The following is a 13,032-nucleotide window of genomic DNA, read 5'->3' as shown; positions in this document are numbered from 1 at the left end:
CCGGCCGGGGCGGGCCGCTGCGACGCCTCCCCGCAGCCGGCGAAGGCGAGCGCGATCAGGCCCGTCGCGCGAGCACGACGACGAGCGCCAGCACCAGGACGGTGATGAGGGCGATCGTGAGCCACTGCTCCATGAGTGCGGGACCCTACGCCCCCGCGGATCACCGGGAACTGGCCGGGGGTCTAGTTACGCACCAAGTTCGGCCCGAAGGGTGGTGAGCTCCTCGCGCAGCGCGCTCAGCTCGGTGCGCAGCGCGAGCACCTCGGCCTCCAGCTTGTCCATGCGCTCGTCGCGCCGCGGCGGCGGCGGGACGGTCGCGACGGCCACGGCCGGCATCTCCGCACCCGCGGGCACGTCGGCCGGGTCCAGGTCGTCCGAGAGGTTGTGCTTGAAGCGCTCCTCCTTCTGGCCCGGGCGGCGGGCCAGCTCGGACACGAAGCCTTTGTCGATCAACCCCGTGAGGCAGTCCTGGAGGCCGGCCATGCCGTCGAAGGCCTGCATGCGCTCCGTGCGCTGCTTGAGCTCGCCGGGCGTCTGCTCGCCGCGCAGCAGCAGCACGGCGAGCACGGCCTGCTCGGCGGCGTCGAGCGGGAGCGCCTCATCCAGCAGGTGCCGGTACTTGGCGGCCCGGCTGCTGTGGCCGGTGGTCAGCCGGGTGTAGCGGCGCCGGCCGAGCTTCTGCAACGCCGCGCGCAGCATCTCCTCGTCGTAGGAGACGATCGGGTTGCGGTTCGTCGTCTGGTTGCAGGCGTTGCGCAGCGCGTTGAGGCTGAGGGGATACTGGTCGGGCGTCGTGCGCTGCTTCTCGATCAGGCAGCCGAGGATGCGCACTTCCACGGGGTCGAGATCGCGGTCCATCAGCGGATCATCATGCCCGAGATCGCCCGGCTGATGACAAGACGTTGGATCTCGCTCGTGCCCTCGAAGATCGTGTAGATCTTCGCGTCGCGGTGCATGCGCTCCACCGGGAACTCGCGGGTGTAGCCGTTGCCGCCCAGGATCTGGATCGCGCGCTCGGTCGCCCACACGGCCACCTCGCTCGCCTTGAGCTTGCTCATCGAGCCCTCGGCGTTCTCGAACTTGCGACCCGTCCGGCCCATCCACGCCGCGCGCCACACGAGCAGCCGCGCGGCGTCGATCTCCAGGGCCATGTCCGCGAGCGCGAACGCGATCGCCTGGTTCTCGATGATCGGCCGGCCGAACTGCGAGCGGTCCTGCGCGTACTGGAGCGAGTACTCGTACGCGGCGCGGGCGATCCCGATCGCCTGCGCACCGACCGTCGGGCGCGTGGCCTCGAACGTCTGCATGGCGGCCTGCTTCTTCGCGCTCGCGCCCTCACGCGCGCGGGCGAGCCGCTCGTCGAGCTTCTCCTTGCCGCCGAGCAGGCAGCGGCTGGGGATGCGGCAGTCGTCGAGGAAGACGTCCGCGGTGTGCGAGGCGCGCAGCCCGTGCTTCTTGACCTTGGTCCCCATCGTCAGCCCGGGCGTGCCGGGCGGGATGATGAAGCCGGCCTGTCCGCGCGAGCCCAGCTCGGGCTCGACGGACGCGATCACGACGTGGATGTTCGCGATGCCCCCGTTGGTCGCCCACGCCTTCTGGCCGTTGAGCACCCACTCGTCGGAGGCCTCGTCGTAGCGGGCGCGCGTGCGCAGCGAGGACACGTCGGAGCCCGCGTCCGGCTCGGACACGCAGAACGCCGCCACCTCCGGCTTCTCGACGCTCCCGTAGCACTGCGGCACCCACTCGCCGAACTGCTCGCCGGTGCCGCTCGAGAAGATCGCGGCGACCGCGAGCGTCGTGCCCATGATCGCCATCCCGATCCCTGCGTCGCCCCAGAACAGCTCCTCGTTGACGATCGGCAGCATCAGGCCCGACTCGTCGGCGTAGAACTGCGCGAGCGCCTCGAACGAGTACAGGCCGATCTTCGCCGCCTCCTGGATCAGCGGCCACGGCGTCTCCTCGCGCTCGTCCCACTCGGCGGCGGCGGGCCGGACGACGTTCGCCGCGAACCCGTGCACCCACTCGCGCACGTCGCGCTGATCCTCGCTGAGCTCCATCGAGAACGCGCCCTGGCTCAGCGCCTCCGTGACTGCTTCCATGCTGCGGAGCCTATGGAAGTCGTCGTGAAGCCGTTGTGGCCATCCGAGCCGCCGTACGGGAACCTGCCCGGCAGCCTGCTGCGCGTCGAGCGCGGCGTGGCGCGCCGGGCGATGGTCATCGACGGCGACCTGCTGCTCGCCGAAGCGGCCTGGCGCGGCGACGTCGTGCACCTGCGCGGCGACGAGCGCGCGATCGAGCGGATGCGCTTCATGCTCGCGCTCGACGACGACCTCGCCCCGTTCCACCGTGCGCACCGTGGCGACCCCCTGCTCGGCCGGGCGATGCGGGCGCAGCCGCGCCTGCGCGTCCAGCGCGTGCCGGATCCGTTCGAGGCGCTGGCCTGGGGCGTGATGTTCCAGCTCATCGACACGGCCCGCGCGGGGCAGATCGCGTGGGCGTTCACGCGCGCGCACGGGACCCGCCACGGGTCCGGCCTGTACGCCGCCCCGCCGCGCGAGGCGTTCACCAACCAGGCCGCGCTCGAGGCGTGCGGCCTGGCGCCCACGCAGGCGCGTACGCTCGCCCGCGTCGCCCGCGTCGGCCTCGAGCGCGCCGCCACCGTGCGCGGGATCGGCGAGTGGACGCTGGCGCAGCTCGACCTGTTCGGGCACGGCCGCTACGACGTGGCGCTGGCCAAGGACGTCGGCATCCGCAACGCCTACGCGCGGATCATCGGCGCGCGCACCGGCAGCGTCACCGAGGAGGAGTTCCGGGCCGTCCTGGACCGCTACGCGCCGTGGCAAGGACTGGCAGCCGCATACATGATCGCCCTGGGGTGGCGCAGCGGCGGCCGCTATTAACCAGGGCATGCCCTTCGTCGCCGCTGAAGACCGTTACGACTCGATGCCCTACCGCCGCTGCGGGCGCAGCGGCGTCAAGCTGCCCCAGATCAGCCTCGGGCTGTGGAACCGCTTCGGCGACGACACGCCGCTCCAGAACCAGCGCGCGATCATCCGCCGCGCGTTCGACCTCGGCATCACGCACATCGACCTGGCCAACAACTATGGCCCGCCCTACGGCTCCGCCGAGATCAACTTCGGCCGCATCCTGCGCGAGGACCTGCGCCCGTACCGCGAAGAGCTGATCATCTCGACCAAGGCCGGCTACGACATGTGGCCCGGCCCGTACGGCGAGTGGGGCTCGCGCAAGTACCTGCTCGCGAGCCTCGACCAGTCGCTCGAGCGCATGGGGCTCGAGTACGTCGACATCTTCTACTCGCACCGCTATGACCCGGAGACGCCGCTGGAGGAGACGATCGGCGCGCTCGACACCGCCGTGCGCTCCGGCCGCGCGCTGTACGCCGGCATCTCCTCCTACTCGGCCGAGCGCACGCGCGAGGCGAACGAGATCGCGCGCTCGCTCGGTACGCCGCTGCTGATCCACCAGCCCTCCTACTCGATGCTCAACCGCTGGATCGAGCCCGGCGTGCTCGACGCCTGCGAGGAGATCGGCGCCGGCATCATCGCCTTCTCGCCGCTCGGCCAGGGCATGCTCACCGACCGCTACCTCGGCGGCATCCCCGAGGACTCGCGCGCGGCCAAGGACTTCTACCTCAAGAAGGACTTCATCAACGAGGAGAACATGGCGCGCGTGCGCGCGTTGAACGAGATCGCGGCCAAGCGCGGCCAGAAGCTCGCGCAGATGGCGATCGCGTGGGTTCTTCGCGACCCTCGGGTTACTAGCGCTCTTATCGGCGCCTCCTCGGTCGAGCAGCTGGAGACGAACGTCGCGGCCCTCGACAACCTCGCGTTCAGCGCCGAGGAGCTCGCGCAGATCGACCAGCACGCGGTCGACTCGGGCATCAACATCTGGGATCAGTCGAGCTTCGCGTGAGCTGAACGCGCCGCTACGGTGTCCGCCATGCCCAGGACCGCTCTCGGCCGGCTGGCGGGCACGGAGCTCGCGGGGCTCTCGCGCGGGATCGGCGACGTCCACTTCGCGATCTCGGGGCGCGTGTTCCGGACGGTCGGGCCGGCGGCACTGCCCGTCCGAGCGCTGCACGACGCGATCGCGCGCGGCACCTACGCAGCCGTGGCCGGCGGCCTGCGGTCCGCGGCGCTGCTACCGCTCAACGCCCGGCCCGAGGTGCTGGGTGCGCTCAACGGGCTGATCGGCGACGAGCTGCACGCTTCCGGGAGCCCGCTCGCGATCGAGATGACCGCGGCGCGCATCAGCGAGCCCCGGCTGCCCGCCGTGCTCGTCTGGGTGCACGGGCTCGGCGAGACCGAGCACGCCTGGGGGCATCCGCACCTACCCGGCTGGACCTCCGTGCACGTCCGCTACAACACCGGCCGCTCGATCGCGGAGAACGGTGCGGAGCTGGCGCGGCTGATCGAAGCGCTCGACTGGGACATCGAGCGGGTCGCGCTCGTCGGGCACTCGATGGGCGGGCTCGTCGCGCGCAGCGCCTGCGCCTGCGACGCTCCGTGGACGGCCCGCGTGAGCCACACGATCTCGCTCGGCACGCCGCACGACGGCGCCCCGCTCGCGCAACTCGTCCATCACCTGGAGAGCGTCCTGCGGAGCGCGCCGGAGACGCGCCCGTTCGCCCAGTTCCTCGGACGCCGCTCGGCCGGCATCCGCGACCTGCGCCGCGGCGTCCGCGACCCGCTGCTCACCACGGCCCGGCACGGCTTCATCTCCGCCACCGTCACGCGCGACGCGCGCCATCTCGCGGGCCGGGTGCTCGGCGACACGCTCGTGCTCTCGGCCAGCGCGTCCGGTGAGGGCGACCTGTTCGCCCTCGGCGGCACGCACCACCTCGCGCTGCTCAATCACCCCAAGGTGTACGAGCAGCTCGAGGCCTGGCTCGCTTAACGCGCCAGGGCCGCCCCGAAGGACGGCCCTGAGCACGAAGGGGCGGTCCCGCAGGACCGCCCCAGCACTACTGCGCTACGGCGTCGTCGCCGACAGCGTGAACGTCAGCACCTTGCCGTAGCCGCCGCGGAGCAGCGTCTCGTTGGCGCCGATGGTCTGGCGGAACTCGACCGTGGCCCTGTGGTTGGTGACCGGGGCCGGGAACGCCAGCAGGCTGCGGCGGGTCCCGCTCACCGGCGCGAACGCCGACGTCGGGTTGGCCGCATCCGTCGCGCGGACCTGCAGTGCCTGGTCCAGCGCGTCCGCTCCGTTGACCAGATGGCCCGGAGCCGTGGAGCTCGGGTCATGCACGGTCAGGGCCGCCGCCGTGGCGGTCGACGTCACCGTGGCGTCGACGCTGGCGTCGTAGTCACGGCCGACACCCGGCTGGAACACGCCGAGGTTGCCCGACTCGCGGATGTCCAGCGCCAGCGTGGCCGGCACGAGGCCGCCGACGCCGACCTGCTCCTGGTTCTCCCCACCGGCCGGCTGGACGTTGACCTGCAGCAGCTGCTCGGTCTTGCCGCCCTTGCCGTCGCGGACCGTCACCTTGGCGAACCAGACGCCGGGCGTGGTGTAGGTGTGCATCGCGTTCTGCGTGTTCGCAGACGCGCCGTCACCGAAGTCCCACTCGTAGGTGAGCGTGTCGCCGTCCGGATCGGTGCCCTCGGCCGTGAAGGCCACCGGGTCGCCCGGAGTGACGTCACCCGACGGGTTCCGCTGCGCGGTCACCGTCGGCGGCCGGTTGCCGGTGCCCTGCTTACCGCAGTCCGCATCCGCGACCGCGCCGGCGGACACCTCGATGCCGCCGAGGATGTGGTCGAGGAAGTCGGCCTCCGAGAAGGACGCCGCGGTGTGGCCCATGCCCGTGTACCACGAGCGGCCACCGTCGAAGCGCTGGCACCACGAGATCGGATGGTCGTCATCCGTCGTGTTGCCGTCCTGCTCGTCGTACGTGGCCTCGTCGACCGTGGCGAGCACGTGGACGTTCGGCCGCGGGCTGAAGTCGCCGTCCGGCACGTTCGGGTCAGCGAACAGCGGCGACTTGTAGTTGTACCACTCGTCCACACGCTGCCACGTGGGCGGAACGTCCTTCGTGGAGTGGTGGTCGGTGTCCTCGACCTTGACCGTGGCCGGCGGGGTCCCGGGCGGGTGGCTCAGGAAGTACGCGCCGACGAGGCGGCCGTACCAGACCCAGTCGTACTCGGTGTCGGCCGCGGCGTGGATGCCGGTGTAGCCGCCGCCCGCCTTGATGTAGCGCTCGAACGCCGCCTGCTGGGCGTCGTTGAGCGGGTCACCGGTGGTGGACAGCCACACGACCGTGTCGTAGCGCGACAGCACGTCGTCGCGGAACAGCGAGGCGTCCTCGGTGGCGTCCACCTGGAAGCCGTGGAGGTTGCCGAGCTGCTTGATGGCCGCGATGCCCTCGTCGATCGAGTCGTGGCGGAAGCCCGTCGTCTTCGAGAACACCAGCACGCGGAAGCGCGCCTGCGGGTCGTCGGCGCCGAACACGGTGACCGACACCGTGCGCGTGCGCTCGTCCTCACCGTCGGACACGGTCACCTCGGCCTCGTACGTGCCGGCCGTGGTGTAGGTGTGCGTCGGGTTCTGGGCGGTCGAGTCCGAGTCGCCGTCGCCGTCGAAGTCCCAGCTGTAGGTGAGGTCGTCGTCGTCCTCGTCAGAGGCCTCGACGTTGAACTGCACGTTCAGCGGGGCGAAGCCGGACGAAGGCGTCGCGGAGGCCGACTCGATGGTCGGCGGTTCGTTCTCGTCCACCGGCGGGCAGCCCGTGCTGTCGCCGTCGACCGAGAAGTACTCGAACGTGACCGTGTCGCCGGACTGCAGCACGCCCTGGGTGTACAGGCCGAACTTCGGCGCCGCCATCGCGTTCGTGACCGGGCCCGAGAAGGCGGTCCAACTGCCGGGCTCGGAGGTCTTGTACTCGGCGGTGTAGCTGTTGCCGGCCTTGGTCAGGCGCAGCCAGAGCGGACCCGCGGCCTGAGCGGCCGTGATCTGCGGGTCGGACGCCGTCGCGCTCACCGTGCCGTTGACCTCGGACCGCAGCTCGAGCCGGTTGACCCGGTTCGCGTTGTTGTCGTCGGAGATCGCGTTGAGCTTGACGTAGTTGTTGTCGTCGCCGTAGACGAGGATGCCGCCCTGGGAGTAGCCACCGTCGAGCGTGTTGGTGAGCTTGGTCTCCAGGACGAAGTCCGAACCGGCGTGGTCCGCGGCCTGCAGGATCAGCGGGCCTCCGCCCGTCGAGCCCTGGTAGATCTCGCCGGCGGTCGTGGTGACCGTCAGCGCGCCGTTGGCGACCGCGTACTTCGTCGGGTCGTCGTGGGCGATGGCGTTCCAGCGGTCCGCGTTCAGCGAGCTGCCGTCGAACGAGTCGCCCGGGCCGTCGCACTGCTCGCACCCGCTCGGGTCAGGCCCGTTGAGGGTGAAGTAGTCGAACGACACCGTGTCCGTGACCTCGCGGTCCTGCGGGCTGAACCCGAACAGACCGAAGTCCGGATCGGCCATCGGATTCGTGACCGGGCTGTTCGGCGCCGCGGTCCAAGCCACGCCGTCGAACGAGTACTCGCCCTTGTAGCTGTTGCCTTCCTTGGTGAGACGCAGCCAGAACGGCCCGTTCGCCTGGGCGGCGGTGACGGTCGCGTTGGACTGCGGCTCCTGGATGACGCCGGCGATCTCCGAGCGGAGCTCGATCCGGTTCACCACCGTGTTGTTCGGGTCGGTGATGACGTCGAACTTCACGTAGTTGTCGCCGTCCTGGTAGGCCAGCAGGCCGCCCTGGGCGTAGCCGCCGTCGAACGTGTAGCCGTCGACCTTGGTCTCGATCACCCAGTCCTCGTCGGCGTGCGACGCATCCTGCAGCAGGAAGTTGTTCGGCGGCGGGTTGGTGTCACCCGTGTAGATGTCGCCCGCGCTCAGCGTGTAGTTGAGCTTGCCACCGGCCAGGGAGTACTCGGCCGGGGTGTCGCGGACGATGGCGTTCCAGCGCTCCTTGTCAAGCGTGGCGCCGTCGAACTGATCGTCGTAGCTGGGACCGGACGGCTGACCGCCACCGCCACCGCCGCCGACCTCGTCGCCGGTGAGGGCGAAGGAGTCGAAGGAGGCGACCGGGTTGCCCGTGCCGTCGTTGGAGAACGCGAACAGGCCGATCTTCGCGTTCGCCGGCAGCACCGCCGAACGCCCGACGGCGGTCCAGGTGGAGCCGTCGGTCGAGTAGTGGCCCACCACGTTCGTGCCGTCCGACGTGAGTCGGAGGTAGTAGTCGTTCGGGAAGGTCGCCGCCAGGTTGGCGGAGGAGTCCTCCGCCGCGTTGCGCGCGACCGCGTTCACCTCGTTGATGAACTCGAACTTCTCGGTGCCGGTCGTCGTATGCACGATACGACCGAACTTCGTGAAGTTGTTGTCATCGCCGTAGACCATGATCCCGGCCTGGTGGTACTGCGCGGTGCCCTTGAAGTTGATCTTCGTCACCGCCTGCCAGGCCCCGTCGGGCGCGTCGCGCACGATGAGGTTCTTAGCGTCGTTGCGGGTCTGGTAGATGTCGCCGGTCTGAGCCGGGATCTGCAGCGTCCCGCTGCCGACCACGGCGGACTGGTCGCCGCGGATGCGCTCCCAGGCCCCGTCGAGGGCGTTGCCGTCGAAGTTGTCGACGATGCCCTCCGAGCCGCCGCCACCCGAGCCGTCCGGATCGAAGCGGACCCAGTCGAAGCGGGCCACCGGCACGGTCGTCGCCGTCTCACCGGATAGCGCCACCGGGCCGACCTTGGCGTCGGTGAACGTGGCCAGCGACACCGGGCGGCCGACGGGCTGGAACGTGGACCCGTCGTACGAGTACGCGGCCGTCAGGTTCTCGCCGTCGTACATCAGCCGCACGTAGTAGTCGAGCGGGGCGTCGGCGGGGATGCCGCCGAGCTTGTCGGCGCCCTCGTTGCGCGGAGCGCCGTCGACCTCGGTGATGAACTCGAAGTCGCGGCCCGAGCCGGCGTAGATCATGTGCACGGACGCCCAGTTGTCGTCGCCCGCGTACACGCGCAGACCGGCCTGGTGGTAGTTCTCGGTGAGCGCGCTCGCCGAGATCTTGGCCGTGGCCATCCACTCGCCGTCCGGCATGTCCTGGACGACGATGTTCTTCGCCGAGGTGCCGGTGCCGTAGATCGAGCCCTGCGAGATGGGCAGGACCAGCGACCCGTTGGACACGCTCAGCGGGTTGGCCGTGTCCGGCCGCAGCACGGTCCACTTCGGATCGAGCGTGGTGCCGTCGAACTCGTCCGAGCGGACGGGGCCCGTCGGGCACTCGTCGAGCGGCCGCGTCACGCGGACCTCGACCGTGTCCGAGGCCCTGCCGCCGGACGCGTCGGTCACCGTCACGCTCGCCGTGTAGTTGCCCGGCGTCGTGTAGGTGTAGTTCGGCGCCTTCTCCGTGGACTTGTCGGCGTCCGTGCCGGGCACGCCGAAGTCCCACGCGTACGTCATGGCCTCGTTCTCGGCGTCCGTCGCGTCAGCGTTGAAGGCGACGTTGAGCGGCGCCTCACCGCTGATCGGCTCAGCCGTGGCGTTGACCTCGGGCGGCGCCGTGACGGCCGCGCCCTTGCCCGTGAACTTGAACCAGTTCAGGTTCATCAGGCCGCCGGTGTTCGTCGGGTGGCGGAACACCACGAACAGGCGATGCGTCCCCTGCGGGATGGTCGCCGGCAGGTTCGACGTGACGTCCGCCCAGGTCTGCCAGCCGCCCGTCGCCGGGAACGTGGTCGAGGAGACCAGCGGCCCGTCCGGGGCGTCGTAGCGGAGCTCGATGGTCGCTCCGGTGCTCTCGGAGGCGACGCGGAAGGTGACCTTCGAGAGGTCCTCGAGGTTGTACGGGTTGAACGAGATCCAGTCGCCGTCCTCGATGAACGCCGCGGAGTTGCCGCCGCCGACGTCCGTGGTGGCCTCGAGCGCGACGCCCGGGTCACCGCCCGCCGCGCGGCTGTCCGCGGTGCGACCGGTCGTCGAGAAGAACTCGGCCTGCTTGAGCTTCGGCTGCAGGATCGCCTCGGCCTCGCCCGTCACCGGAGCGGCCGGGCCGTTGCCCTCGTCCGTGTAGGACGCGGTCACGACCGTGAAGATGTTCAGCTCGGTGCTGTGGCCCTCCACGCCCGTGATCGTGTACTCGCCCTGGCAGCCCGTCATCGACTCCAGGTCGTGCGCGTGCGAGTCGTGGCCGAGCTTGAACTTGACGACGACGTCGTCGCAGTCGATCGTGCCGGCGCCGGTCGAGCCGCCGTCCGGGTCCACGACTGAGACCTTGTACGGGATCCGGTCGCCGAAGTTGGCGACCCGGCCGTTCTCGGGGATCTCGATCGTCACGACCGGCCGCTGGTTGCCGACGACCACGCGCACGGTGTCAACGGCCGTGTCGCCCGACTCGTCCCTCACCGTCAGCGTGACGTTGTAGGTGCCGGCCTGCGTGAACGTGTGCGTCGGGTTGGCCGCCGTCGACGTCGGCGTGCCGTCGTTGAAGTCCCACAGGTAGCTGATCGGGGTGCCGTCCGGATCGCTCGATCCGGCCGACGAGAACTGGACCGTGGTGCCGACCGGCACCGCGTCGTTGTTGACGTTCGCGACCGCGATCGGCGAGCGCGCGCCCTGGATGTAGTCGATCCGGTAGACGCCGGAGTCGGCGTTGTTGGACCCGAAGCCCTGCCCCCACTCGACCACGTAGAGCGAGCCGTTGGGGCCGAACTCGATGTCCATCGGGCTCTGGTAGCCCTGGCAGATGGCGAAGCAGGCGATGCCCGTGATCAGGCCGTCGTCGTTGAGGTTCGCGGTCTTGATCCAGTCGTTGTTCCACTCACCCATGAACCAGTGGCCGTCGTAGAACGGCGGGAACTTGGTGTTCGACGGGTTGTCCGCGTCGAAGTAGTAGCGCGGGCCACCCATCGGCGCGCCGCCGGCACCGAGGTCCGGGAACCGCTGGTCGAACGTGCTGTAGGTCTGCCACGTCGACGCCGGGATGGCCGGCGGCAGGTTCGTCAGGCCGTTGTTGTTCGGCGAGTCGTTGACCGGCGCGGCGCAGTTGTGGGTGTCGGGGGTGTCGTAGGTGTACTGGCCGCCAACGCCGCCCTCGTCGCTCTGGTAGACGATGTCGCGGTACGGGAGGTTGGGCCCGATGCAGTACGGCCAGCCGTAGAAGCCGGGCTCCTTGACGACGTTGAACTCGACGTGGCCCGCGGGACCACGGGCGGCGTTCGCCGCGCCCGCGTCAGGACCGTAGTCGCCGAGCAGCACCCAGCCCGTCTTCTGGTCGACGTGGATCCGGAACGGGTTCCGGAAGCCCATCGCGTAGATCTCGGGCAGGGTCTTGTTCTGGGTGTCCTGGGACTCGGGGAACATGTTCCCCTCAGGAATGGTGTACGTCGTCCCGATGCCCGGCACGCCGGTGGCGTTCGGGATCGGCTTGATCCGCAGGATCTTGCCGTTCGGGTTGTTCGTGTTGGCGGACGTGCGCTGTGCGTCCCACGGCTCGCGGCCGGGCCGCTCGTCCGCCGGGTTGTAGTTGTGGGCGAACGGGTTCGAGTTGTCGCCCGTCGAGATGTAGAGGCTCCCGTCGGGACCGAAGTCGAGCGAGCCGCCGTTGTGGCAGCACTGCAGGCGCTGCTGCTGCCAGGTGTAGATCCGCTGCTCGCTGCCGAGCGTGTTGCCGTTCAGCGTAAAGCGCGACAGCACGTTGGTGCCGGACGCGTCCGGGAGCGCCGAGTAGGCGATGTAGATGTGGTTGGTCGTCTCGAAGTCCGGCGCGAGCTGGATGCCCAGGTTGCCGTTCTCGTGGCTGTTGGTGACCGGGAGGTCGGCGATCAGCTGCGAGGTCTGCGAGGTGGGCGACCACATGTAGACGCGGCCGTCGCGCTCGAGGTAGAAGGCGCGCCCGTCCTCCGCGATGTCGATCTCGACCGGAGCCTGAGTGTCGTCGCTGAGCGTGACCTTCTCGAAGTCCGCCGCGGTCGGCGGCACGTCTCGCTCGCGGCCGCAGTCACCGGCGACGCCGGCCGCGGTGCGCAGACCGCCGAGCAGGTGCTGCCGGAACTGGGCGTCGTTGAACGACGCCTGCGTGTGGCCCATGGCCGTGTACCACGAGCGGCCGCCGTCGAAGTCCGAACACCACGCGATCGGGTGATCGTCGTCGACCGCGTTGCCGTCCTGCTCGTCGTACGTCGATTCGTCGACCGTGGCGAGGACCTTCACGTGGCGGGCCCGCGGGCTGAAGTCGGCGACGGTGCCGTTGCCGTTGACGACCGGGGTCGTCGGGTGCTGGAAGTTGTACCACTCGTCCGTGCGCTGCCAGCGGGTCGGGAGGCCGGTCGTGGAGGGCTCGTCGCCGTCCTCGATGTCGACCGCCGCGGCGGGCGTTCCGGGCGGGTGGCTGCGGAAGTAGCCGCCGACGAGCTCGCCGAACCACGGCCAGCTGTACTCGGTGTCCGAGGCCGCGTGGACGCCGGCGAAGCCGCCGCCGCCCTGGATGTAGCGCTCGAAGGCGGCCTGCTGGGTGTCGTTGAGGATCTCGCCCGTGGTGGAGAGGAACACGACGACGTCGAACGTCGCGAGGTTCGCGTCGGTGAACTGGGCCGCGTCCTCGGTGGCGACCACCGTGAAGTTGTTGGCGGTGCCGAGCGCCTGGATCGCCGCGATGCCCTGCGGGATCGAGTCGTGGCGGAAACCGCCGGTCTTCGAGAAAACCAGCACGCGGTCGAGGTTCGCGGCCTGGACCGTGATCGACCCGGTCATCCCGGGGTGCCGGTCACACAAGAAGGTGTAGGTGCCGGGCGTGTTGAACGTCCGGGTGATCGGCTCGCCGTTCGGAGCGCGTTCCTCATCGATGGGCTGAGCCCAGTTGGTCCCCTGCGACGTGACGTCGTGGGTGGTTTGGGCCTGGTCGAACTCCCACCGGACCGTGTCGCCGACCTCGACGCTCACGTTGGCGGGGCTGAAGGCCGAAGCGGGCGAATCGACTGCGTCGATAACGACCGTTTGTGCCGCTCGGGCTGGTGACGCAGCCATCGCCCATGCGATGGCAGCGACGACCGC

Annotated in this window: 6 protein-coding genes and 1 pseudogene; 3 read left to right on the top strand and 4 right to left on the bottom strand. The window is 70.0% G+C overall.

Annotated elements, in window-relative coordinates; genetic code table 11:
- Positions 1–186: 186 nt before the first annotated feature.
- Positions 187–858 (bottom strand): YceH family protein, encoded by a 672-nt coding sequence (locus OJ962_RS06375; protein WP_202956277.1) that lies wholly within the window; start codon positions 856–858, stop codon positions 187–189.
- The gene (locus OJ962_RS06370; RefSeq protein ID WP_202956276.1) at positions 858–2,099 is read right to left on the bottom strand and encodes an acyl-CoA dehydrogenase family protein; all 1,242 of its coding nucleotides are present in this window, start codon (positions 2,097–2,099) and stop codon (positions 858–860) included. Before OJ962_RS06370 ends, OJ962_RS06375 begins: the two co-directional genes overlap by 1 nt.
- 12 nt (positions 2,100–2,111) lie before the next feature.
- Here OJ962_RS06370 and OJ962_RS06365 point away from each other — a divergent pair, with 12 nt between their 5' ends.
- The 3 genes from OJ962_RS06365 to OJ962_RS06355 are packed head-to-tail and all read left to right on the top strand — an operon-like array spanning position 2,112 to position 4,917.
- Complete coding sequence (locus OJ962_RS06365; protein ID WP_202956275.1) at positions 2,112–2,900, top strand: DNA-3-methyladenine glycosylase family protein; 789 nt, start codon at positions 2,112–2,114, stop codon at positions 2,898–2,900.
- Between the two features lie 7 nt (positions 2,901–2,907).
- Positions 2,908–3,933, top strand: a complete 1,026-nt coding sequence (gene mgrA / locus OJ962_RS06360) for an L-glyceraldehyde 3-phosphate reductase (protein WP_202956274.1) — start codon at positions 2,908–2,910, stop codon at positions 3,931–3,933.
- A 27-nt stretch (positions 3,934–3,960) separates the two neighbouring features.
- On the top strand, positions 3,961–4,917 hold the full coding sequence (locus OJ962_RS06355; RefSeq protein ID WP_202956273.1) for a lipase family alpha/beta hydrolase: 957 nt from the start codon (positions 3,961–3,963) through the stop codon (positions 4,915–4,917).
- Between the two features lie 75 nt (positions 4,918–4,992).
- Here OJ962_RS06355 and OJ962_RS34570 read toward each other — a convergent pair whose 3' ends face one another.
- Positions 4,993–6,480, bottom strand: a complete 1,488-nt coding sequence (locus OJ962_RS34570) for a ThuA domain-containing protein (protein ID WP_456115350.1) — start codon at positions 6,478–6,480, stop codon at positions 4,993–4,995.
- Positions 6,478–13,005: pseudogene (locus tag OJ962_RS06350) on the bottom strand (ThuA domain-containing protein); the annotation flags it as partial. The pseudogene OJ962_RS06350 and the gene OJ962_RS34570, both read right to left, overlap by 3 nt.
- Positions 13,006–13,032: the final 27 nt, after the last annotated feature.

Source organism: Solirubrobacter deserti, from assembly GCF_027587175.1.
GTDB classification, from domain to species: Bacteria; Actinomycetota; Thermoleophilia; order Solirubrobacterales; family Solirubrobacteraceae; genus Solirubrobacter; species Solirubrobacter deserti.
Note: the sequence above shows the minus strand (reverse complement) of the source record. Positions and strands in the feature narration are given on the sequence as shown.

Excerpts from the sequence above, each read along its gene's own strand:
- OJ962_RS06365 (WP_202956275.1), top strand. The coding sequence starts at position 2,112 with ATGGAAGTCGTCGTGAAGCCGTTGTGGCCATCCGAGCCGCCGTACGGG.
- OJ962_RS06375 (WP_202956277.1), bottom strand. The coding sequence starts at position 858 with ATGGACCGCGATCTCGACCCCGTGGAAGTGCGCATCCTCGGCTGCCTG.
- OJ962_RS06355 (WP_202956273.1), top strand. The coding sequence starts at position 3,961 with ATGCCCAGGACCGCTCTCGGCCGGCTGGCGGGCACGGAGCTCGCGGGG.
- OJ962_RS06370 (WP_202956276.1), bottom strand. The coding sequence starts at position 2,099 with ATGGAAGCAGTCACGGAGGCGCTGAGCCAGGGCGCGTTCTCGATGGAG.
- mgrA (WP_202956274.1), top strand. The coding sequence starts at position 2,908 with ATGCCCTTCGTCGCCGCTGAAGACCGTTACGACTCGATGCCCTACCGC.